At 59.7% G+C, this 22,243-nt stretch carries 18 protein-coding genes; 11 read left to right on the top strand and 7 right to left on the bottom strand.

All coding sequences use genetic code 11. The annotated features are described in order from the left end of the window. Window positions 1-15 precede the first annotated feature (15 nt). Genes WA845_RS16065 through WA845_RS16075 form a run of 3 tightly spaced genes read left to right on the top strand, consistent with a single transcriptional unit; the run spans window position 16 to window position 3,765 of the window. The gene (locus tag WA845_RS16065) at window positions 16-834 is read left to right on the top strand and encodes an N-formylglutamate amidohydrolase (RefSeq protein ID WP_022563483.1); all 819 of its coding nucleotides are present in this window, start codon (window positions 16-18) and stop codon (window positions 832-834) included. Further along, a complete protein-coding gene (locus tag WA845_RS16070) occupies window positions 831-2,708 on the top strand; it encodes a flavohemoglobin expression-modulating QEGLA motif protein (RefSeq protein ID WP_072495045.1) in 1,878 nt (625 codons plus the stop codon). The genes WA845_RS16065 and WA845_RS16070 overlap by 4 nt, the downstream gene beginning before the upstream one ends. Before the next feature lie 10 nt (window positions 2,709-2,718). Next, window positions 2,719-3,765, top strand: coding sequence for a glutathione synthase (locus tag WA845_RS16075; protein ID WP_004437928.1), 1,047 nt, complete (start codon window positions 2,719-2,721; stop codon window positions 3,763-3,765). Here the strand turns inward: WA845_RS16075 and WA845_RS16080 are convergent, their stop codons facing one another. After that, window positions 3,766-4,788: an NAD-dependent epimerase gene (locus tag WA845_RS16080; RefSeq protein WP_112556686.1), complete on the bottom strand. Its 1,023-nt coding sequence runs from the start codon at window positions 4,786-4,788 to the stop codon at window positions 3,766-3,768. 83 nt (window positions 4,789-4,871) lie between these two features. Next, entirely contained in the window at window positions 4,872-6,203 is a 1,332-nt protein-coding gene (locus tag WA845_RS16085; RefSeq protein ID WP_112556684.1) for a UDP-glucose dehydrogenase family protein, read from the bottom strand. Window positions 6,204-6,587: 384 nt separating this feature from the next. Between WA845_RS16085 and WA845_RS16090 the strand changes: the two genes are divergently transcribed. Further along, complete coding sequence (locus WA845_RS16090) at window positions 6,588-7,475, top strand: DMT family transporter (protein ID WP_112556682.1); 888 nt, start codon at window positions 6,588-6,590, stop codon at window positions 7,473-7,475. A 28-nt stretch (window positions 7,476-7,503) separates the two neighbouring features. On the opposite strand, the gene WA845_RS16095 is transcribed toward WA845_RS16090, so the two are convergent. After that, window positions 7,504-8,406, bottom strand: a complete 903-nt coding sequence (locus tag WA845_RS16095) for a LysR family transcriptional regulator (protein WP_112556680.1) — start codon at window positions 8,404-8,406, stop codon at window positions 7,504-7,506. Between the two features lie 210 nt (window positions 8,407-8,616). Between WA845_RS16095 and amaB the strand changes: the two genes are divergently transcribed. The 4 genes from amaB (at window position 8,617) to WA845_RS16115 (ending at window position 12,986) form a co-directional block, all read left to right on the top strand. Next, window positions 8,617-10,146: an L-piperidine-6-carboxylate dehydrogenase gene (gene amaB / locus WA845_RS16100; protein WP_220367380.1), complete on the top strand. Its 1,530-nt coding sequence runs from the start codon at window positions 8,617-8,619 to the stop codon at window positions 10,144-10,146. A 254-nt stretch (window positions 10,147-10,400) separates the two neighbouring features. Continuing rightward, complete coding sequence (locus WA845_RS16105) at window positions 10,401-11,354, top strand: aliphatic sulfonate ABC transporter substrate-binding protein (protein WP_035210700.1); 954 nt, start codon at window positions 10,401-10,403, stop codon at window positions 11,352-11,354. A 16-nt stretch (window positions 11,355-11,370) separates the two neighbouring features. Further along, the gene (locus WA845_RS16110) at window positions 11,371-12,150 is read left to right on the top strand and encodes an ABC transporter permease subunit (protein WP_004437949.1); all 780 of its coding nucleotides are present in this window, start codon (window positions 11,371-11,373) and stop codon (window positions 12,148-12,150) included. Between the two features lie 8 nt (window positions 12,151-12,158). Continuing rightward, on the top strand, window positions 12,159-12,986 hold the full coding sequence (locus WA845_RS16115) for an ABC transporter ATP-binding protein (protein ID WP_112556676.1): 828 nt from the start codon (window positions 12,159-12,161) through the stop codon (window positions 12,984-12,986). A 46-nt stretch (window positions 12,987-13,032) separates the two neighbouring features. Here WA845_RS16115 and putA read toward each other — a convergent pair whose 3' ends face one another. Further along, window positions 13,033-16,707, bottom strand: a complete 3,675-nt coding sequence (putA, locus tag WA845_RS16120; protein ID WP_112556674.1) for a trifunctional transcriptional regulator/proline dehydrogenase/L-glutamate gamma-semialdehyde dehydrogenase — start codon at window positions 16,705-16,707, stop codon at window positions 13,033-13,035. Between the two features lie 175 nt (window positions 16,708-16,882). Here putA and WA845_RS16125 point away from each other — a divergent pair, with 175 nt between their 5' ends. Further along, a complete protein-coding gene (locus WA845_RS16125) occupies window positions 16,883-17,353 on the top strand; it encodes an Lrp/AsnC family transcriptional regulator (RefSeq protein ID WP_004437958.1) in 471 nt (156 codons plus the stop codon). A gap of 64 nt (window positions 17,354-17,417) precedes the next feature. Here the strand turns inward: WA845_RS16125 and WA845_RS16130 are convergent, their stop codons facing one another. Then, window positions 17,418-17,984: a sigma-70 family RNA polymerase sigma factor gene (locus WA845_RS16130; protein WP_004437960.1), complete on the bottom strand. Its 567-nt coding sequence runs from the start codon at window positions 17,982-17,984 to the stop codon at window positions 17,418-17,420. Next, window positions 17,984-18,190, bottom strand: coding sequence for a NepR family anti-sigma factor (locus WA845_RS16135; protein WP_004437962.1), 207 nt, complete (start codon window positions 18,188-18,190; stop codon window positions 17,984-17,986). The genes WA845_RS16130 and WA845_RS16135 overlap by 1 nt, the downstream gene beginning before the upstream one ends. A 138-nt stretch (window positions 18,191-18,328) precedes the next feature. On the opposite strand from WA845_RS16135, the gene WA845_RS16140 reads away from it, so the two are divergent. Continuing rightward, window positions 18,329-19,123, top strand: a complete 795-nt coding sequence (locus tag WA845_RS16140) for a response regulator (RefSeq protein WP_112556672.1) — start codon at window positions 18,329-18,331, stop codon at window positions 19,121-19,123. A gap of 96 nt (window positions 19,124-19,219) precedes the next feature. After that, window positions 19,220-20,209, top strand: coding sequence for a sensor histidine kinase (locus WA845_RS16145; RefSeq protein WP_034500236.1), 990 nt, complete (start codon window positions 19,220-19,222; stop codon window positions 20,207-20,209). A 257-nt stretch (window positions 20,210-20,466) separates the two neighbouring features. Here WA845_RS16145 and WA845_RS16150 read toward each other — a convergent pair whose 3' ends face one another. Further along, window positions 20,467-22,191: a sensor histidine kinase gene (locus tag WA845_RS16150; protein ID WP_337322450.1), complete on the bottom strand. Its 1,725-nt coding sequence runs from the start codon at window positions 22,189-22,191 to the stop codon at window positions 20,467-20,469. Between the last annotated feature and the right edge of the window lie 52 nt (window positions 22,192-22,243).

The following is a 22,243-nucleotide window of genomic DNA, read 5'->3' on the forward strand; positions in this document are numbered from 1 at the left end:
TGCAGGGGAGGCAGCATGGTAGCCAGACACAGCGACGGCAAGGATGAAAATACGGGCTTCTGGACGATCGGGTTTGGCAATTCGCCGGTTATCGGCACGGCCATCCATGACGGTCACCGCATACGGCCAGATATAGCCGGGCTGATGGCCCTTTCGGGCGAACAACGCCTGAGAGAGGAAGATCCGTTCACCGGCGACATGATTGCGGGATTGACCAACCGCGTCATTGTGCACCACTCACGTTTCGAAATCGACCTCAACCGCGCCGCCGATCAAGCCATCTATCTGAAGCCGGAACAATCCTGGGGGCTTGAGGTATGGAAACAGGAGCCTGCGCCGGCAGCGGTCCGGCAATCTCTGGATTTCCACGCGGATTATTACGCGATGCTGGAAAATACGCTGGCCGCGCTCGAACGGCGGCACGGCGCTTTTGTCGTGCTAGACGTGCACACCTACAACCATCGCCGGCAGGGTCCGGCTGCGCCGCCGACCACGCCTGCGGAAGCACCCGATATCAATATCGGCACCTTTTCCATGGACCGCAGCCGCTGGAACGATATCGTCAGCGCCGTCGGTCATCATTTCGCGTCAGCGACCATTGCCGGACGCCGTCTTGATGTCCGCGAGAACGTGGCGTTTCAGGGCAAGGGGGAACAGACCCGTTTCATTCACGAGCGTTTCGCGGAAAACGGCTGTGCCATCGCCATCGAGTTCAAGAAATTCTTTATGGACGAATGGACAGGAAAGCCGGACAGGCGCGTAGTGTCGGAAATACGGGACATGATCACGGCACTTCAGCCCGTTGTCGAGGAATGTCTGAGGTCGCGGCGATGAATGTTTCTGCCGCCCGTGATGTCCCTTCTCCCACTGCCGAGCTGGTGGATGACGTGACATCCTGCCTCCAGGCAGGCAAGGCAATACGTCGCGATATCGGCAAAGACGGCCGGCTTCATATCGACCGGCCACTACCTTTCCTGTGCCTGCATCTGACCGGCGGCACGAAAGATCTTGCCGCGCGCGACATTGCCGCCGCTCACGCTTCCTATCTCATTGCTTCGACCGTTCAGGAGGCCGCGCCGTTGATCGAGGCCGTGGGTACGGCCATGCGGGAGCGTTTCGGCGCCTTCATCGTGCTCGATATCGGTGAGTTGGAGCACGACATCCTGCTTGCCGACGATTCACCCTTCTTACCGCATTATGAGGTCTCCGTTTCGGCAACAGCCGAACCGGAAACACAAAAGGCCCGTCGGGTATTCATCAAGGCTGTGTGTGACGCCGAGGTACGGTTTCGTACACCGCGCATCACCCGGCCCGAGCCGGAAGGCGACCCGATCCTCCGGTTTCAGAATGCAGGACTGGACTTTCCCTGTATCAGTGTCCGTTTCGCGCCGATCTATAGACAGCCGGAATCCGGTGCCGATTATCCGGGCCTGCGCGAGACGATGATCGCCGATCTTTTCGACGCGGGCCTGCAAGCCTTCTCGTCATTCTCTGCAGGGATGGACGCGCTCAAGGTGACCAGCCACAGGGCGCTCGGCCGCAAGGCCTTCGTCGATGCGGTCAGGCGCGCAGACAGGTCCATCGACGATATCGTATCGTCCTTCGATTTCCTTCTCTCCGTCACGCCAATCAATGCCCGCCGGGCCTTCGAGGAATTTCGGGACGGCAGCTTCCAGTTCGCGCCGCGTCTTCTCTACCGGCCGTTGGGCGTCGATGTCGAGGAGCAGAAGCGAAAGCTCTATTCGGTGGTTTTCGATCATCTGGAAGATCCGGTGCTTTACCATCTCTATCGGGAGAAACAGCAGGAGATCGATCTGCAACTGACGATGCTGGCCAATCTGCACCGGCGCACTTTCACGGATTTTTCCCGCGCCCTCTATGGCGCCGTCGAACCTGCGCTGCTGACGCTGGCGCTGCGGGTGCTGGAGGATTGTCCCCGCCGGGAGGAGGGCGGCGAAATCGCGATGGTAGATTGTTACGCCGTCGCACGGAAGTCGCGCGAGATGGTCGAGTCCTACTTGGCCGAGGAGCCGGGCTTCAAGGCACGGGTAGAAATCCGCGACGACCTGCCGCCGGGTCTGATGGTGACGGGCGAGAAACTTCTTATTTCCCGGCACACCGTTATGGAACAGCGCCGTGTCGAAGCGCTCCTGTCGCATGAGATCGGCGTGCATCTCCTCACCTATTTCAATGGGTCGTTTCAGGGGCTCAGGCTCTTTCGTACCGGCCTCTCCGGCTATGAGGGCGTGCAGGAAGGGCTGGCGGTGCTCGCGGAGCATCTGGCTGGCGGAATGACGCGCGAGCGCCTGCGGCTGATTGCGGCCCGCGTCGTCGGCTGTGCCGCCATGCTGGATGGCGCCAGCTTTGTGGAGACGTTCCGGCTCATGACCCGCGACCATGGTTTTGATGAGGCTGGCGCCTTCAACATGACGTTGCGCATCTATCGCGGCGGCGGCCTCTCGAAGGACGCGATCTATCTGCGCGGGCTGGCCGAGGTGCTGGACCATCTGCGCAAGGGCGGTGCGCTCGATCCGTTCTGGATGGGCAAGATAGCCGCCCAGCATTTCCCGGTCATGCAGGAGCTTGCCCTGCGCGGCCTTTTGCGCCCGCCAGGCGTCAGGCCCGCATTCCTGCTGCCGGCCAGGGCCAACGAGCGTCTGGAAAAAATCCGGGCGGGAATATCCATTGCCGAACTCGCGACATTATAGGAGGGGCTTCATGCGTATCGCATTTTTCGTCAATTCGATTGAAACCGAGGGGCCGAATTTTGCAACCGGCCTGCTGGCCATGGCGGCGCTCAATCGCGGCCATGAGGTTATCTATCTGACGCCGGGTGACTTTACCCTGCGTTCGGATGACAGCCTGACGATCCATGCCACGGTGCTGCCGAAGGCGAAATACAAGAAATCCGAAGCGTTTCATGCTGCTCTTCAGGACAAGACGCTGGAACGGCGGACCATGGATGTCGAGGAGGTCGATGCTCTGATGCTGCGCAACGATCCCTCGCTCGACCAGACCACACGGCCCTGGGCGGTCCATGCCGGCATCCTGTTCGGTCGGCTCGCCGAACAGCGCGGTGTCGTCGTACTGAACGATCCCGAAGGTCTGGCGCTGGCGCAGAACAAGCTCTATTTCCAGAGCTTTCCCGAAATCGTCCGGCCGACCACGATTATTTCGCGCAATGTGGATGAAATCCGAGCCTTCGCCGATGCCCATCCAAAAGGCGTCATCGTCAAGCCGCTGCAGGGCTCCGGCGGCAAGAACGTCTTCAAGATCGGCTCCAGCAAGGAAACCAATCTCAACCAGATTTTCGAAGCCGTCAGCCTCGAGGGTTATCTGATCGCGCAGGCCTATCTGCCGGCTGCTAAGGACGGCGATATCCGCTTCTTCATGATGAATGGCCGGCCGCTGATGCGCGACGGCAAATATGCCGCCCTTCGCCGTGTGCCTGCAAAAGGCGATCTGCGTTCCAACATCCACGCCCGCGGTACGGCGGAGGCCGTGAAGGTGACAGACGACATCGTGGCGCTTGCCGAAATGGTGCGGCCGAAGCTGGTGGAGGACGGCATGTTCCTTGTCGGACTTGATATCGTCGGTGACAAGATACTGGAGGTGAACGTGTTTTCACCGGGCGGGCTTTCCAATATCCGCGACCTCACGGATATGGATTTCAGCGACACGATCATAGAGGCAGTGGAAACCAAGATCGCCATGCAGAGCGCGTCCGGCGGCACCATCTCAAATCGCCTGCTGGCAACGCTGTAGTTATTCCTGCAGCGAGGAGGATTGCATCTGCCGATACCAGGCGACGAGGGCCTTGATGCCCTCTTCGACCGACGTCTGCGGCACGTAGCCGGTAAGGGCTCTCAAAAGATCGGGCGAGGCGAAAGTGCGGGGAACGTCACCCTGCTGCATCGGCAGCATGTTGCGGACCGCCGGTTTCCCAACCGCTTTTTCGACCGTCTCGACGAAATGCATCAGTTCCACCGGCTGGCCGCCGCCAATATTGACCACGCGGAATGGTGCATGGTGGGAGAGCGTGTCGGTGACGCCTTCTTGTGTGACGCGGTTTTCCTCGGAAGGGATGACCGCGCTCAGTCGGACGATGCCCTCCACCAGGTCGTCGATATAGGTGAAGTCGCGGCTCATTCTGCCTTGACCGTAGATATCGATCGGGCGGCCGTTCGAGATGGCGTCGACGAATTTGATCGGCGCCATGTCCGGCCGCCCCCAAGGACCGTAGACTGTAAAGAAACGAAAGGCGGTGGTGGGCAGTTTGTGCAGATGGGCATAACTGTGCGCCATCAGTTCCATCGACTTCTTGGTGGCGGCGTAAAGCGTCATCGGCTCATCGGCCTTGTCGCTTTCCGCAAACGGGATTTTCTCATTGGCGCCGTAGATGGAGGAGGTCGATGCCAGCATCAGGTGCTTGACATCAAGGCTTCTGGCAAGCTCCAGCATGTTGAACGAGCCAAGGAGATTGGAATCGACATAGGCGCGGGGATTTTCAAGGCTGTAACGCACACCCGCCTGGGCGGCGAGATGAATGATGATTTCAGGCTCGGAGGCGTCGGCCGCGCGCTTCAGCGCATCCGTATCCTCGAGCATGCCGATCTCCGCCCGGAAGCCGTTGGAGCGGGAAAGAATGGCGTGACGCTTTTCCTTGAGGCTGACATCGTAATATTTCGTCATGCCGTCGAAGCCGGTGACGAAATGACCAGCATCGAGCAGACGCTTGGCGACGTAAAAGCCGATAAAGCCTGCTGTGCCGGTGACCAGATAACGCATGATGATTTCCCGAATCCATTGGTGCGTCTGCGGTTAAACCGAAACGCAGAAAACCTTTTGATGAAACTGCGATGGCGACGCCTTCAAGCGTCGTTATCAGAACCGCCTTCCTGCGGGCGACCGACGGCGGCATAGATGAAGCCATGGGCGGCGACTTCGTCGGTGCGGTAAATATTGCGTAAATCCACCAGCACCGGGCTTTTCATGATCGCCTTGAGGCGCGGCAGGTCGAGGGCGCGGAACTGGTTCCACTCCGTCACGATGACCACCGCGTCAGCGCCTTCCGCAGCCTCATAAGGCCCGGTTGCGTAATCGATGTCCTCGATCAGATGGCGGGCATTCGCCATGCCTTCCGGATCGTAACCCACCACCTTCGCGCCCCCGTCCTGCAGGGTCTGGATGATGGCGATCGCCGGGCTGTCGCGCATGTCGTCGGTATTCGGCTTGAAGGTGAGGCCGAGCACGGCGATCTTCTTGCCGCGCACGTCACCACCCACGGCGTTGATGACCTTGCGGCCCATGGCGCGCTTGCGGTTGTCGTTGATGGCGATGGTGGTCTCGATCAGCCGCACCGGCGCGTCATAATCCTGCGCGGTCTTGGCGAGCGCCAGCGTATCCTTCGGAAAACAGGAGCCGCCATAACCAGGGCCGGCATGCAGGAATTTCGGGCCGATACGGCCATCGAGGCCAATACCGCGCGAGACATCCTGCACATTGGCGCCAACCTTTTCGCACAGATCGGCCATTTCGTTGATGAAGGTGATCTTCATCGCCAGAAAGGCGTTGGCGGCGTATTTGATGAGTTCGGAAGCACGTCTGGTGGTGAAGAGCAGCGGCGACTGGTTGAGATAAAGCGGGCGGTAAACCTCGGTCATGACCGGCCGGGCACGTTCATCCGACAGGCCGACGACGATACGGTCCGGCCGCTTGAAATCCTCTATCGCCGCACCTTCGCGCAGAAATTCCGGGTTGGAAACCACGGCGAAATCGGCCGAGGGGTTTTCCTCATGGATAATTCGTTCCACTTCGTCGCCGGTGCCGACGGGAACGGTGGATTTGGTGACGATTACGGTAAAACCATCCAGCGCATGGCCAATTTCCTTTGCCGCCGCATAGACATAACCGAGATCGGCATGGCCGTCCCCGCGCCGTGAAGGCGTGCCGACCGCGATGAAGACCACGTCGGCCTTGGCAACGGCGGCGGAGAGATCGGTGGTGAAGCTCAACCGCCCGGCTTTGGCATTGTTGGCGACGATGGTCTCCAGACCCGGCTCGAAGATCGGGATATGGCCATTTTTCAAGGCTTCGATCTTTTCCGGCATCTTGTCGACGCAAACCACGTCATGGCCGAAATCTGCAAAACACGCGCCGGACACAAGGCCGACATAACCCGAACCGATCATCACAATCCGCATTCTTTTTCCTTTCGGTTAGCGAGGCCATGGTAACGCAGCAATATCAGCCGGGGAAATCATCGGGTGAAAATCGCAGGATAATATTTAGCCGCCTTCATGCCCGTCGCCAAGCGCCGCGATCAACACCGGCTAACGTCTTTCCATGACGGGGATGTGATGGCGGACGGGACAAATTTGCCGCACCTTGCAGCCATTTGCACTGGTCGCGTTCAATCGGACCATTTTACGATTTTTCCGGCTTGCACTCATAGGTAGCCGGGTCTAGCCGTAGGGAGAGGATCAAAATCTGCCAGACTGTCTGTCCCCCGGAGTGGGGGCGTCCAGGCCGCGTTCCACGCGGCTGGGAGAAGCTTTGCGTTGCGGTCGATTTTCGGGGACGTTTAAATGCAAAAGGGTTTTCTGCTCGGTCTGTTCGCCTACGCGACCTTTTCCATGGGCGATGCCACCATCAAGTCGCTTGGATCGCAGATCAGCGTTTTCGAAATCGGCTTTTTCAGCATCCTGTTCTCCGGCATCTTCATCTTCTTCAGCAAACCGCGCGAGGAAAGGTGGCGTGAGTTCTGGCGCATGAGCCGGCCGTTCGCGGTGCACGGTCGCGCCATTTCCGGCCTGTTCGCGGGTATTTTCGGTATTTATGCCTTCACCACCATTCCGCTGGCGGAAGCCTATGCGCTGATCTTCCTGTCACCGCTCTTCGTCACCGTGCTTTCCGCCGTGGTGTTGAAGGAGAATATCGGCCCCTGGCGCTGGGCGGCGGTTCTGGCCGGCATCGTCGGCGTCATCCTCGTCGTGCGGCCGGGCTTCAAGACGCTGGAACTCGGGCATATCGCCGCCATCGGCGTGGCATTCCTTGCCGCCATGACCATCGTCCTGTTGCGCTCGCTGGCGGGCAAGGAAAAGCGCACCTCGATCATGGGTGTGCTGTTGATTTACGGCCTGACTTTCAACGGCATCGCTTCCATTCCCGAATTCGTCATGCCCAACCTGCACCAGTTGCTGGCCTTCGCCTTCATCGGCCTTTGCACGGCCACGGGACAGATCACGCTTCTGGTTGCCACCCGCATTGCGCCGGCAAGCCAGATCGCGCCCTCGCACTATTCGCAGATCCTCTGGGCGGTGGCGATCGGTATGACCTTCTTTCACGAATATCCCGATGCCATCGCGGTACTCGGTCTTGCCGTCATCGCTGGCTCGGGACTGCTGACGATGATCCGCGAAAAGGTCAGGCTCGGCACCGTGCGCTGGAACCCGTTTTTCCGCAATCGCCTCTGATCGCCGATGTGAACCGAACTGGTGCGGATTAAACCGGCTTGCCGACCTGATCGAGCAGCCAGGCCTGAAAGGCGCGGGCAAGCGCATTGTCCCGCCGTCCTTCCGGCAGGGCTACGTAGTAGCTCTTGTCGGTCTGCAGGGGGATGTCAAAAACGATTTCGAGGCGGCCGGAGGCAAGTTCCGCCTCGATGAGATATCTCGGCAGGAGGGCAAAGCCGATGCCGCTCGCGGCGGCTTCGATGATCATCGAAAACTGGTCGAAACGGCTACCCTGATAAGCATTGTCAGCCGTCACACCGTTCATTTCCAGCCATTCCGTCCAGAGCTTCGGCCGGGTCGTGACATGCAGCAGCGGCTGTCCGGCCAGATCCTGCACCCGGTTCACGCCGGCGCGGCGAAGCAGGGAAGGGCTGGCAACCGGCACGATCACCTCATTGCATAAGAAGGTGCAGGTGCCATGCGCCCAGACCGGCTGCCCATAATGAATGGCGAGATCGAAGCCCTCCTCATCGAAATCGAACGGATGCGAGCGTGAGCCAATCGTAATCGTCATGTCAGGATTGGCATCGATGAAGCGGGACAGGCGCGGCATCAGCCAGCGGCTACCGAATGTCGGCAGCGTCGCGACGGAGAGCGATGCATGCGAGGTGCCCGCCGAAACCGCCCGCACCATCAACTGTTCGGATTGCTGCAACAGGCGCCGTACGTCGGGCAGGAATTTGCGCCCTGCTTCCGAAAGTACCACCCGTCTGCGGATGCGCTCGAAAAGCTGCATGCCCGTTTGCGCTTCCAGCTCGCCGATCTGTCGGCTAACCGCGCTTTGCGTGAGGTTGAGTTCTTCGGCAGCGCGCGTAAAATTGCCATGCCGTGCCGCGCATTCGAACGCTTGCAGGGTAACGATATCAGGAACCAGTCTTCTGCGCGGATCCATTCCATTCTCGCATCAACTTACCCGCGTTTGTCATTGGAAACGGGTTGTTATGGTCATATATGATTACGGGAAAGAATGGAACGGCGTTTTCCGCGTGGCCGGTCCCAGTTTCAAACAACGAATGAAAAATTCGGGGAAAGATGAGTGACGGGAGTTTAAGCGCCGTATCAAACGGCCTTTCCTCCCCTTTCAACCAAAAGGACGATGGACATGGATGCGATGACGAAGCTTGACGTGAAACAGGAAGCCGCCGCCCTGCTCGAGAGGATGGGCGTTGCCCGCGATCTCTACACTGGTGGCGACATGGCCTCTTTCAGCCCGGTGACAGGCGAGCGAATTGCAAGTCTGAAGACCGTGTCGGTCGAGGGCGTAGCGGCCGTGATCGACAGGGCGGAGGCTGCCTTCAAGGCGTGGCGTAATGTTCCCGCGCCGCGCCGTGGTGAGCTGATCCGGCTGCTTGGTGAAGAACTGCGCGCTTTCAAGGCCGATCTCGGCCGTCTCGTGTCGCTGGAAGCGGGCAAAATCCCGTCAGAAGGTCTGGGCGAAGTGCAGGAAATGATCGATATCTGCGATTTCGCGGTCGGTCTTTCCCGCCAGCTTTATGGCCTCACCATCGCCACCGAACGCCCCGGCCACCGGATGATGGAAACCTGGCATCCGCTCGGCGTCGTCGGCGTCATCTCCGCCTTCAACTTCCCGGTCGCCGTCTGGTCGTGGAATGCCGCACTTGCCCTCGTCTGTGGTAACGCGGTTGTCTGGAAGCCGTCCGAAAAGACGCCGCTGACGGCGCTTGCCGTGCAGGGCATTTTCGAACGCGCTGCCGCCCGCTTCGGCGATGCGCCGGAAGGTCTGTCCCAACTGCTGATCGGCGACCGCGCGGTCGGCGAGGCATTGGTGGATAATCCCAAGGTGCCGCTGGTTTCGGCCACCGGCTCCACCCGCATGGGCCGTGATGTCGGGCCGCGTCTGGCGAAACGCTTCGCCCGTGCCATTCTTGAACTCGGTGGCAACAATGCAGGCATCGTCTGCCCCTCTGCCGATCTCGACATGGCATTGCGCGCCATCGCCTTCGGTGCGATGGGCACGGCCGGCCAGCGCTGCACCACGCTTCGCCGCCTTTTCGTGCATGAAAGCGTGTATGACGAGCTCGTGCCACGCCTGAAAAAGGCCTATTCTTCCGTCTCCGTCGGCAACCCGCTGGAAACCTCCGCACTCGTAGGCCCGCTGGTCGACAAGGCGGCATTCGAGGCCATGCAGAAAGCGCTCGAAGCGGCCAAGGCGGCCGGCGGCGTGGTGAATGGGGGCGGGCGCGTGGATACGGGTGCGGCAGATGCCTATTATGTGAAACCGGCGCTGGTCGAAATGCCGAAGCAGGTTGGCCCCGTTCTGGAAGAGACTTTCGCCCCGATCCTGTACGTCATGAAGTACAGCGATCTCGATCAGGCGATTGAAGCGCACAACGCCGTTGCCGCCGGTCTTTCGTCGTCCATTTTCACCCGCGACATACAGGAATCGGAACGTTTCCTGTCGTCGGAAGGCTCCGATTGCGGTATCGCCAACGTCAATATCGGCACGTCGGGTGCGGAAATCGGCGGTGCCTTCGGCGGTGAGAAGGAAACTGGCGGCGGCCGTGAATCCGGTTCGGATGCGTGGAAGGCGTATATGCGCCGCGCCACCAACACGATCAACTACTCCAAGGCGCTACCGCTGGCGCAGGGGGTTTCCTTCGATATCGAGTAATCGACTTTTCGATCGCGTTGTCGGAAGAGAAATTGATCCATCATGCCGGTGCGGCTTCCTCCGCGCCGGCATTTCTGTTCGATGGGTCTGACAAGGGCCTCCGCGATGATTTGCGGAAAACATGTGGTTGCGCGAAATTTTATTCCCGCAACATTGCCGATATTGAATTATCGTCTCTCTATCGTTTTAATGGAAAACCATAGCATTGCTCCATATCGTGATCCGGCCAGAGGGGCTGGTGATAAGGAGATGAAATGCCAGCCATCACCCGACGCGCGCTTTCCGCCAGCCTTTTTGCCGCCGCCGCATTCTCCGTCCTGCCGCTGCAGGCAGGGGCGGCGGAAGAGTTGAAGATCGGTTATCAGAAAACCGGCCTGCCTGTTATCGCCCGCCAGCAGGGCGTCATCGAAAAGGCGCTCGAAGCCAAGGGCGTGAAGGTTTCATGGGTCGAATTCACCGCAGGCCCGCCGCTGGTGGAAGCCCTGAATGTCGGCTCCATCAATGTCGGCTGGACAGGTGATGCACCGCCGATCTTCGGCCAGGCAGCGGGTTCGGCCATCGTTTATGTGGCGGCGCTTCCCTCGAACGGTAAGGGCGAGGCGATCTTCACCAAACCCGAAAGCGGCATCAAGTCGGTTGCCGATCTGAAGGGCAAGAAGGTTGGCGTCGGCAAAGGCACCAGTGCACATAACCTGCTCGTCGCGGCTCTGGAAAAGAATGGCCTGAAATTCAGCGATATCGAGGTGACCTATCTCAGTCCTGCCGATGCCGCGGCAGCCTTCGCCAGCGACAAGATCGACGCCTGGGCCGTCTGGGATCCTTTCTATGCGATTGCCGAAACCCGATACAAGCCGGTGACGCTGGCCCGCACCAGCGATGTGCTTGCTGTCAGCACCTATTTCCTCGCCAATCGCGACTACGCCAAATCGCATGGCGATACCATCAACACGACGATCGATGCGCTCGGTGAGGCTGCGAAGTGGTCCGCCGCCAATCGCGACAAGGTCGCTGCGGCGCTGCATGAGGTGACGGGCGTGCCGCTGGAGGCACAGACGCTTGCCGCGAACCGTTCGGAATTCGGCATTACCAAGATCGATGACAAGATCATCGCCAGCCAGCAGGAAACGGCGGATCGCTTTTATCGTCTCGGCCTGATCCCGAAACAGATCAGCATCAAGGATGCCGTCTGGTCGGGCGCCACCAACTGAGCCGGAGGGACATGCCGTGAGCAGCAGTAAGCGCATCGAGTTCGGCGGCATCATCGGCTGGCTGCTTCCCGCACTCATCCTTGCAGGATGGGAGGTGGCGGCGCGCGCGGGGGTGATTTCCGCCAATGTGCTGCCCGCCCCCTCCGCAGTCGCCGAAGCCTTCTGGCGGCTTCTGCTCTCGGGGGAACTCCTCGCCAATATCGGTGTCAGTTCCGCCCGTGCACTCGCCGGTTTCGCCATCGGCGGCTCCATCGGCTTCATCTTCGGGCTGGCGAACGGTCTGTCGAAGTTCTCCCGCAGTTTCACCGATACAACGCTGCAGATGATCCGCAACATTCCGCATCTGGCGCTCATTCCGCTCGTCATCCTGTGGTTCGGCATCGATGAGGAAGCGAAGCTCTTTCTGGTCGCGCTCGGCGTATTTTTCCCGATCTACATCAACACGCTGCTCGGCATCCAGGGCGTCGATCCGCAACTGGTGGAAATGGGCCGTACCTACGGCATGTCGCCCTTCACGCTGTTCCGGCGGGTGATCCTGCCCGGCGCGCTGCCCTCGATTTTCACCGGCCTGCGTTATGCGCTCGGCATCATGTGGCTGACACTGATCGTGGCGGAAACCATTTCCTCCTCGTCGGGCCTTGGCTACATGGCCATGCAGGCGCGCGAGTTCCTGCTGATCGACGTCGTCGTGCTGTCGATCCTTATCTATGCGCTTCTCGGCAAGCTGGCGGACAGTTTTGCCCGCTTCCTCGAAAGCATCTTCCTGCAATGGCATCCAGCCTTCAAGAAAGTCTGAGGTAACCCATGTCGACCGGTAATGTGACGACGTTGAGACGCCCTGATGCCCAGCCATCCCCGCCGCCAGGAGCGGAGGCAAAGATCGAACCCGGCCCGAAATCGACCGAAGCTAAGGTTGCCTTCAGCTTCCGCAACGTCACGAAGAGCTTCGGCGACAAGCCGGTTCTGCGTGGCATTGATCTCGATGTGCGGGAAGGCGAGTTTCTGGCCATTATCGGCAAAAGCGGCTGTGGCAAGAGTACGCTTTTGCGTATTCTGGCCGGCCTCGACACCCCGACGACCGGAACCGTCTCTAAGGATGCGTCAAGCCGCACCCGCATGATGTTTCAGGAGCCGCGTCTTCTGCCGTGGGAGCGTATCGCGAATAACGTTTCAGTGGGATTGACCGGCATCGCCAGGGGCGAGGCGGCGCAGGAACAGGCGCTTGCCATTCTTGAAGAGGTGGGACTGAAAGACCGGGCAGGGGAATGGCCCTATGTGCTTTCCGGCGGACAGAAGCAGCGTGTTGCGCTGGCGCGGGCGCTTGTCGCCCATCCGCAGATCCTGGCGCTGGATGAGCCGCTCGGCGCGCTCGACGCGCTCACCCGCATCGAAATGCAGCTTTTGCTGGAGCGCATCTGGCGCAAGCAGAAATTCACCGCCGTGCTCGTCACGCATGATGTTTCCGAGGCCGTGGCGCTCGCCGATCGCATCGTCGTCATCGATGAGGGCCGCATCGCACTCGACCTCGATGTGAAGCTGCCGCGTCCGCGCCGCCATGGCACGGCGGAGTTTGCGAGACTGGAAGAGCAGGTTCTGAACCAGCTCTTCGGCCGGGGAGAGGTTACAGGGTAATAATGGGTGTCGCGGCAGGGCCAAGACGACCCTGCCGCCCCATGTTTTAGCCAATGCTCATCAGGCTGGCATTGCCGCCAGCGGCGGTGGTGTTGACGCTGACGGAGACCTCTTCCACCAGCCAGTCCAGCGTATAGGGCTGGCTTTCTCCGGAAAGCGCTTCCGTGGTAGCGGCCTGAACGAGAACCAGCGGACCGGAAAGAGCCGAGATTTTCCTGTTGATCTCAACCACACGCTCCGCATCGCCTTCAACCAGCGCACCGGCAAAGGGGCCTGACTTTGCCCAGTCATCCGCCCAGACGATGCGCGAGGTGACGGTTGCCGGCAAGCCATAGATCGACTTTTCAAGCCCCGACGCGTTGTCAATGACAACCGCATTTCCGGCCGCAAGCGCTGCCGCGAGCTGGCGGTAAAGCCCCTGTTCGGTTGCCGGGACCAGCAAAACCTTTCCGCGCGGATGCAGCGCATAGACATTTCTCTCACCGACAGGGCCTGCCAGTTCGGTCTCGAAGCCAAGGCCGGAAAGCGCCGCGGCCTGCCTTGCGGCTTCCGCCGCGACCGTCTCGCCGTTTTCGTCAAGCCAGCGGGCGAGATCGACGGCGGCCTGATCCTGCTGGCTGGCGATGCGGTCGATCTTCGGTGCCTTTTGCGTCATGCGCCCGAGATAGAGCGGGCCGCCCGCCTTGGGGCCCGTGCCGGAAAGACCGCGTCCGCCAAACGGCTGTACGCCGACGACTGCGCCGATGATGTTGCGGTTCACATAAAGATTGCCGGCCGCGACACGGGAGAGCACGTGCTGGATGGTATCATCGAGACGTGTGTGCAGACCGAAGGTCAGGCCGTAACCGGTGGCGTTGATCTCATCGATCAGCCGGTCGAGATTGTCGCGCTTGAAGCGGATGACATGCAGCACCGGACCGAAAACTTCGCGTTTCAGATCCGCAAGGGACTTCATCTCGATGATGGTCGGCGGCACGAACGTGCCCTTGCCGGTTTCGCCCGCAAGTGTGATCTGCTCGATGCGGTGACCGAGCGAACGCATGTCCTCGATGTGTTTTTCGATGGTTCCCTTGGCCTCGGCGGTGATGACCGGGCCGACATCAACCGAGAGTCGATCGGTGCGGCCGATGCGCAGCTCATGCAGCGCGCCTTTCAGCATGGTCAGTGTGCGGTCCGCAACATCTTCCTGCAGGCAGAGAATGCGCAGCGCCGAGCAGCGCTGGCCGGCGCTGTCGAAGGCGGATGCGATGACGTCGGCGACGACCTGTTCGGCAAGAGCCGAGGAATCGACGATCATGGCGTTCTGGCCGCCGGTTTCGGCAATCAGCGGTACCGGCTGGCCATTCGCCAGAACCCGGCCGGCAAGCTGCCCCTGAATGAGCCGCGCCACTTCCGTGGAGCCGGTGAACATGACGCCTGCCGTCAGCGGCGAACCCACGAGTGCTGCACCCGTCTTGCCGTCGCCCGGCAGAAGCTGCACAGCGTCTTGCGGAACGCCGGCCTCATGCAACAGGCGCACGCCCTGGGCGGCGATGAGCGGGGTCTCTTCAGCAGGCTTTGCCAGAACCGGATTACCGGCCACCAGCGCCGCCGTCACCTGACCGATGAAGATGGCGAGCGGGAAGTTCCATGGGCTGATGCAGACGACCGGGCCGAGCGGCTTTTCGCCGGCCGCGAAATTCCTGCGCGCTTCCGCTGCGTAATAACGCAGGAAGTCGATGGCCTCGCGCACCTCGGCAATGGCGTTCGGCATGGATTTTCCCGCCTCGCGCATGACAAGGCCGAGCAGATCGGGCATTTCGGCCTGCATGGCGTCGGCGGCGCGCTCCAGGCAGGCGGCGCGCTCTTCCACGGGGGTGGACGGCCAGTTCGAGGATGCCGCGCGCTGCATGGCCGCTTCCACATCAGCTTCCGTCGGTTCGGTGACGTATCCGACGATATCATTGTGGTCGCCCGGGTTGAGAACCGGCCGCGTTGCGCCGCCCGCTTGCGGCGCGGCCGCTTTCCACTCGGCCGATGCCCCGGCCTTCAGGACCTTGTCGAGAGCAGCGAGTGTCGTTTCGCTGGAGAGATCGAGGCCGGCGGAATTTTTACGTTGCGGCCCGAACAGGTCGGCAGGGGCGGCGATGCGGTCGTGACGTGCGCCGGGAACGTTATGGGCCTTGACGACGGCGGCCGGGTCTTCCAGCAGGGAATCCACCGGCACCGCGGGGTCGGCAATGCGGTTGACGAAAGAGGAGTTGGCACCGTTCTCCAGCAAGCGGCGGACGAGGTAGGCCAGCAACGTTTCATGGGTGCCGACCGGGGCGTAGAAGCGGCACGGCCGGTCGAGCTTCCTCTTGCCGACGACCTCGCTGTAAAGCGGTTCGCCCATGCCATGCAGGCACTGGAACTCGTAGTCGCCAAGTTTGAAGTCTGGACCGGCAAGATGATAGATCGTCGCCATGGACTGCGCATTATGGGTCGCAAATTGCGGGAATATCACATCGCGCGCGGCGAGCAGCTTGCGGGCGCAGGCAATGTAGGAGACATCGGTGTGCACCTTGCGGGTAAAGACCGGGAAGTCTTCCAGCCCCTCCACCTGCGCGCGCTTGATTTCGGCGTCCCAGTAGGCGCCCTTGACAAGACGCACCATGATGCGGCGGTTCGAACGGCGGGCAAGGTCGATAATGTAATCCAGAACGAAGGGGCAGCGGCGGCCATAGGCCTGCACCACGAAACCGAGGCCGTTCCATCCGGCAAGGTCCTTGTCCAGCGCCAGTTCTTCCAGAAGATCAAGCGACAATTCCAGCCGGTCCGCTTCTTCAGCGTCGATATTCAGGCCGATATCGTATTTTTTGCTAAGCAGCATCAGTGATCTCACGCGGGGCAGAAGCTCTGCCATGACGCGTTCGGCCTGCGCGCGCGCATAACGTGGGTGCAGCGCTGAAAGCTTGATGGAAATGCCCGGACCGCCATAGATACCGCGCCCGGCAGAGGCCTTGCCGATGGCGTGGATGGCGTTTTCATAATCCTTGTAATAACGCTCCGCATCCTTTGCGGTGGTCGCGGCTTCGCCCAGCATGTCGTAGGAGTACTGAAAGCCCTGTTCTTCCAGCGGCTTGGAACGCTTGATCGCTTCCCCAATCGTCTCGCCGGTCACAAACTGCTCGCCCATCATGCGCATCGCCATATCGACGCCGCGGCGGATGACGGGTTCGCCAGCCCGGGCGATCAACTTGGTCAGCGCCGCCGAAAGGCCGCTATCGTTCACCGTCGAGGTAAGCTTGCCAGTGATGACGAGACCCCAGGTAGCGGCATTGACGAAGAGCGAGCGGCCGCCGCCAATATGGGATTTCCAGTCGCCGCGAGCGATCTTGTCGCGGATCAGCGCATCGCGGGTGGCAGTGTCGGGGATGCGCAGCAGGGCCTCGGCGAGGCACATCAAGGCAACACCCTCGTGGCTGGAGAGCGAATATTCCTGAACCAGCCCTTCGACGCCGGTGCCCTTGGTCTTGGCGCGCAATGCTTCGATCAGTTTGCGAGCGGTCTCGCGAATGGCTTTCGCCTGTTCTGCCGTCACCGTCGCCGCCTCGATCAACGGCGCCATGCATTCTTCTTCGGTACGGCGATAGGCGGCAGTGATCGCCTTGCGCAGCAGGGTCTGCTCACGCACCGGCGGCGCAAAATTCTGGAAAATACCACTCGTCGTTACACCGGCGTTGCTTGCACCATCGGCCATTCTGAAAATCCTGAAAACGCTGTTGAAGACAGACTGCCGGCGGCAGCGTGTCCTCAGCCCGCCGCTCGTCATCCTTACGCTCACAATATCATTGCCACGAAAATTGCTATGGCCTTATTTTTAGCATAAAACAGGCAATACGAACTTTTATTGTCCCAATTTGGCGTGAAAATGAATGGCAAATAGTCAGAAAACAGACGGTTTGGATGACTTCGACCTCAAGATTCTCGAGGCGCTCAGCGAGGATGGGCGCATGTCCGTGCTGCAGCTGTCGAAAAAGGTAGGTCTTTCCAAGACACCCTGCCAGACGCGGCTGAAGCGACTGGTGGATGAGGGCTATATTCTCGGCTTCCGCGCCATGCTCAATCCGCAGAAACTCGGCGTCGACCATATCGCCTTTGCCGAGGTCAAGCTGTCCGACACACGGGAAAAGGCACTGGAGGAGTTCAACACTGCGGTACGCAAGATCAAGGAAGTAGAAGAATGCCACATGATCGCCGGCGCCTTCGATTATCTCCTGAAGGTCCGCACCAGCGACATACGCAAATACAGAAGAGTATTGGGCGAAAAAATCTCGAGCCTGCCCTCTGTCGCTAACACGTCGACCTTTGTGGTCATGCAGTCCGTCAAGGAAACCGGCATCTAAAAAGAAGACGAAAAAACGGGCAGACTCGCGTCTGCCCGTTCGTTACCTTCTGCGTCCAGTCCTCTCAGCGCGCCGTTGCAGCGGCGGTGACGGCTGTCATCTGCGCGTCGGGACCGAACTCGTTTTCATTCTCGATGCCCAGCAGTTCCTGCAGTCGCAACCTTGCACGGCTGACGCGGCTCTTGATCGTGCCCACAGGGCATCCGCAGATTTCCGCCGCCTCTTCATAGGCGAAGCCGGAAGCGCCGATCAGCAGTATGGCTTCACGCTGGTCGTCGGGCAATTTCGCGAGCGCTGCGCGGAAATCCTGAAGGTCCACCGAGCCATGCTGTTCCGGCGGGACCGACATGCGGGACGTATAGACACCATCCGTGTCCTGCACCTCGCGACCGGATTTGCGGATCTGGCTATAAAACTCGTTGCGCAGTATCGTTACCAGCCAGGCGCGCATATTGGTGCCGGGTTGATAACTGTCCTGTTTCGCCCAGGCTTTCATGATCGTGTCCTGCACGAGGTCGTCGGCCCGGTCCCTCGAACGGATCAGCGAAATTGCGAAGGCGCGAAGGTTGGGCAGTGCTGCCAGCATCTCGCGCTTGAAGTTGTATTCTGTCTGCTCCGGCTCTTTCGCCATCATTCCTCCAAAGCCTTGATTTTGGCTCTGCTTTCCGCTTCATCGAGTTTTTCGAGAAGGTCGAGGAATTTGTCAGGGATGCCTTCGTCCTGAACGGCATCATAAAGCTCCCTGAGCTTACGGGAAATCACCGCCCGCCCTGAGTGCGGGACCTGGGGGGCGGCCGGATTATCCGGCTGATCTTGGTCCGATTGAAATATGCTCATAACGTCCGGTATTCCTTTTTTGTCATGGCAAAGAATGCACGGCGAAAAAAATAGTTCCGGTGGTTCGGAACTTTTTTTGCGATGTGCACGTTGCTATCTTGGGTTTGCGTTGCAGACCGCATGAAAGGGGAGAATTCCATGTCAGTTTCTACACGCATCGCACCGCACCTGCCATATCTGCGCAGGTTCGCGCGTGCCGTTTGCGGCTCACAATCAACGGGCGATGCCTATGTTGCGGCTACACTCGAAGCGCTGATCGCCGATATCAGCATCTTTCCGCAGACAAGCAGCGATCGTGTTTCGCTCTATCAATTGTTCGTATCGATCTTTAGTTCCGTCACGATCAATATTAAGGTCGACGAAAACCTGTCTGGATGGGAAAAACGCGCTTCCGCCAATTTGTCCGCCGTGCCGCCACTTGCCCGCCAGGCTTTCCTCCTGACAACCGTCGAGGAGTTCTCGCCGTCGGAGACGGCTGAGGTTCTGCGGGTATCCGAAGACCAGGTCGGTAAGCTCATCGACGAGGCAGCGTCTGAAATCGCCCGGCAGGTGGCGACCGATATCATGATCATCGAGGATGAACCGCTGATCGCCATGGATATCGAACAGATGGTCACCGATCTCGGCCATCGTGTGACGGGCATCGCCCGCACGCACACGGAAGCGCTCGATCTCTTCCATCGTACACAGCCGAAGATGATCCTGGCCGACATCCAGCTCGCCGACGGCAGCTCCGGCCTCGATGCGATGAAGGACATCCTTCAGATGACCACCCTCCCGGTAATCTTCATCACTGCTTTCCCGGAGCGTCTTTTGACGGGTGAACGTCCCGAGCCGACATTCCTCGTAACGAAGCCCTTCAACCCGGACATGGTGAAAGCGCTCATCAGCCAGGCCCTGTTTTTCAACGAAAGCTCGCGCGTCGCGGCGTGAGATTTTGCCGAAACCGCACGCTGACCGGGAACCTCTGTGGTGCCCGGGCGTTGGCGGTTACGGTCGTGGGGCTGCCCCGCGACTTTCTGCAAGGAGATGAATTTGCATCGGCTGGCGTGGCATAACGCGGAGAGGGACGAAAGCGAACTTCACGATTCGCTCGTCCTTGCCTTGCTCGATTCGGGTGAGACAGTCATGCTCCAGGACCGGAACCGTGACTACATATTCGTGGCCAATCTTCCGGATGTCTGGAAGCTGCCGGCTGAATCCCCTCCAACTGATGAAAATCTGTTCGGAAAGGATTTGTCCGGGCGGTTGGCCGAGCTCAAGAAAGACATGGGCGCGGCTGGCAGTCGCGGCATGCTGGAAGTGGGCGCGGGCAATGATCGAGTCTTCCAGTTCCACGTGCACTCAACTTTGAATCAGATGAACCAGATGGTGATGAAAACCACCATCCGGGAAGTGACGGCGGAACGGCGGCGCGAGCAGCTTCTGCGTTCGTTGCTGCGCGAAGTCAGTCACCGTTCCAAGAATTTGCTGGCGATCATCCAGAGCCTTGCGGGCCAGACGGCCCGTTTCAGTCTCACCAAGGATGATTTCCTGCGCAAATTCCGGGGGCGCCTGCATGCGCTTGCCCAAAGCCAGGATCTCATCACCGATTCCGATTGGCGGGGGGCACGTATATTCGAGCTGCTGCGCCAGCAATTCGATCTCTATGTGCCTGAATATCCGAACCTCATCCATATGGAGGGCGAGAACCTGCTGCTCAATCCGAACGGCGCGCTCTATATCGGGCTCGCCTTTCACGAACTTGTTGTCAACACTGTCAGCCACAGCGGCAATCTCGCCTATCACCCGCCAATATCCCTGCAATGCCGGCAGGAGGGGGAGTTCTATATAGTCGAATGGAACGAGCCGATGACGCCGTCGAAGGAACCCGTGGAGGCAAGGCGCGGCAGTTTTGGCAGCGTCGTGCTGGAAAAGGTGGTTCCCTCCGCCCTGGGAGGAAGTGCAGAATATGAGCTTACTCCGGAGCGCATTGTTTATCGGCTGAAATTCCCCTCGGGCGACGTCGCAGATATGTAAGCGACGCACGCGGCCGGACGGACGTCTCGGCCGCCTTTCACTACAGAAGACATTAAAAAAGCACGGCTCAGAGAGAGCCGTGCTATTTCAATGACGGGTTTTCAGGGGCGAAACCCGTTTATACTGGGCCAAGCTTCAGGCGGGGACGGGGGAATTGCTTGGCCTGCATTAAAAACACACCTGGCGAGATTCGGTTCCAGCAAAATGTATATTTTTTGCGGCTCACGAATTATCGTCACTCTTGCGGGTCCGATTAGTTAGAGGGAGCCCGCCTGATCGGATCGTTTGGGCGTGAAGTAACGCATCGGCGCCTCCAGCGCCCATTCGAAACCGCTTTCACGATATTCCGTTGTCACATTCCCTCCGAAAGCGCCTTCCGCATGCCTCTTGATGACCGTAGTCCCGAAACCCTTGCGGCTGGGCTCCTGCGCCGGGGGGCCACCCGTTTCGGTCCATACAAGATGAAGCATCTGCCGCCCGTCTTTTTCAACCGGTTCCCAACGGACAGTAATTTTGCCTGAGGGCGCGGACAAAGCGCCGTATTTTATGGAATTTGTGGTAAGCTCATGCACGACGAGGCCAAAATTCTGCGCGGCCTCGGGCGAGAGCATGAAATCGTCTCCCGCCAGAACAAAACGCTCTGCCACCGTGCCAAAAACATCGAGGTGGGTCTCGATCAGTTTCCGGATTGGCAAGCCCTGCCACTGAACTTCCGCCAAGGCCCGGATCGACATGCCGAGGCCGCGCAGGCGATGGTCCACCTCTTTCTGGAATTCCGGAATGCTTTTATTCTCGCGGCCCAGTTGCCGTATCATCGCCTGAACAAGCGTGAGAATGTTCTTGGAGCGGTGCACCAGCTCATGCAGCAGCAATTGCAGCCTTTCTTCTGACTGGCTTCTGTCGAAGGAGGCGTTTGAAAGCGCGATGGCCACCTGATTGGCCTCTTTTATCTTGGTATCCACCGGCGCGACGATCTCACCTTCACCAATGCGCTCGGCCATGAGGGTCAGGTCGCGGATCGAGCTGCGCAATTGCCGCCCCACCAGATAGGCGCCGCCTATAGCAATCAAAACGAGTACCAGGCTGCCGATCATCATCTGCCGCCAGGTATCGACCAGCGCAGCCTGACTTGCGGCAAGCGGCCCCCACATGACGGTTTTCCACTGCCAGCCCGGCAATTGCGCATAGGCGTAAAGATTGCCCTTGCCGTCGAAAAAATTGCCGCTGAAGGCCTGCATTTCGGAGAGTATGTCCGGGGTGACGAACGGTTTGCCAATCGCCGCCTCGTCAGGAGCGGTGGATACAACGACACGATTGGTGCCGTCGATGATAGCGACCGCCCAGTTTCGCGGCAGGTTCTCGGTGGAGATGAGCCGGCTCAGGTCACTGGCGTTCTGCGTCAGGATGAGGGCGTCTCCGGCAGACCCGAGTTCCGGATCGAGCGGCATGGTAACGTTGAACACCCATTCCTTGCTGGTTGAGCCGAAAAAAATGTTCGATACCGTTATACGGCGGGATTCTATCGCTTTGGCGAGATCGGCCTCGACCGGCACCTTGCCGAGAGCCTTGCCGAAGGGCACACGGGTGTTGAGATGCTGCTGGCCATCCTTGGTGGCAAGAATGGCATAAAGACCCTCCCTTTTCAGGCTGTCTGCTACGCGTCCCTGAAAGGCGGCGAGATTGCCGCTTTCGAGTTCGGGAAATTGCGACAGCAGATTAAGCGAGGTGGCGATTTCCTGCAGACGGCGATCGATGTTGCGGCTGACGACCCGTACATCCTCGATCGTCTCCCGCTGCAGGTCGTCGCGTTTTTCCGCTTCCAGGCGGAGCATCAAGTAGCCGACGAAAAGGATCAGCGGCAAAGTGATGACGGTCGCCATCACCACCAGATAGGTGCCGATGGAGGCGGTCGGGAAAAAATTCGCGCTACGCCGACGCAAAGCCGAGATCATGTTCTTCAGTCTGTTGCCGGGTCGAGGCATATAAAAACTCCGGCATTTATCCCTTTGTTACGACATGGATAATACCGCGCCA

Source organism: Agrobacterium sp. CMT1, assembly GCF_037203725.1.
Taxonomy (GTDB): domain Bacteria; phylum Pseudomonadota; class Alphaproteobacteria; order Rhizobiales; family Rhizobiaceae; genus Agrobacterium; species Agrobacterium pusense.

Coding starts and splice junctions, on each gene's coding strand:
- WA845_RS16135 (WP_004437962.1), bottom strand. CDS start 18,190: ATGAGCATATTTCAATCGGACCAAGATCAGCCGGATAATCCGGCCGCC.
- WA845_RS16080 (WP_112556686.1), bottom strand. CDS start 4,788: ATGCGTTATCTGGTCACCGGCACAGCAGGCTTTATCGGCTTTTACGTC.
- WA845_RS16075 (WP_004437928.1), top strand. CDS start 2,719: ATGCGTATCGCATTTTTCGTCAATTCGATTGAAACCGAGGGGCCGAAT.
- putA (WP_112556674.1), bottom strand. CDS start 16,707: ATGGCCGATGGTGCAAGCAACGCCGGTGTAACGACGAGTGGTATTTTC.
- WA845_RS16085 (WP_112556684.1), bottom strand. CDS start 6,203: ATGCGGATTGTGATGATCGGTTCGGGTTATGTCGGCCTTGTGTCCGGC.
- WA845_RS16145 (WP_034500236.1), top strand. CDS start 19,220: ATGAATTTGCATCGGCTGGCGTGGCATAACGCGGAGAGGGACGAAAGC.
- WA845_RS16065 (WP_022563483.1), top strand. CDS start 16: ATGGTAGCCAGACACAGCGACGGCAAGGATGAAAATACGGGCTTCTGG.
- WA845_RS16070 (WP_072495045.1), top strand. CDS start 831: ATGAATGTTTCTGCCGCCCGTGATGTCCCTTCTCCCACTGCCGAGCTG.
- WA845_RS16115 (WP_112556676.1), top strand. CDS start 12,159: ATGTCGACCGGTAATGTGACGACGTTGAGACGCCCTGATGCCCAGCCA.
- WA845_RS16130 (WP_004437960.1), bottom strand. CDS start 17,984: ATGGCGAAAGAGCCGGAGCAGACAGAATACAACTTCAAGCGCGAGATG.
- WA845_RS16125 (WP_004437958.1), top strand. CDS start 16,883: ATGGCAAATAGTCAGAAAACAGACGGTTTGGATGACTTCGACCTCAAG.
- amaB (WP_220367380.1), top strand. CDS start 8,617: ATGGATGCGATGACGAAGCTTGACGTGAAACAGGAAGCCGCCGCCCTG.
- WA845_RS16140 (WP_112556672.1), top strand. CDS start 18,329: ATGTCAGTTTCTACACGCATCGCACCGCACCTGCCATATCTGCGCAGG.
- WA845_RS16150 (WP_337322450.1), bottom strand. CDS start 22,191: ATGCCTCGACCCGGCAACAGACTGAAGAACATGATCTCGGCTTTGCGT.
- WA845_RS16095 (WP_112556680.1), bottom strand. CDS start 8,406: ATGGATCCGCGCAGAAGACTGGTTCCTGATATCGTTACCCTGCAAGCG.
- WA845_RS16090 (WP_112556682.1), top strand. CDS start 6,588: ATGCAAAAGGGTTTTCTGCTCGGTCTGTTCGCCTACGCGACCTTTTCC.
- WA845_RS16105 (WP_035210700.1), top strand. CDS start 10,401: ATGCCAGCCATCACCCGACGCGCGCTTTCCGCCAGCCTTTTTGCCGCC.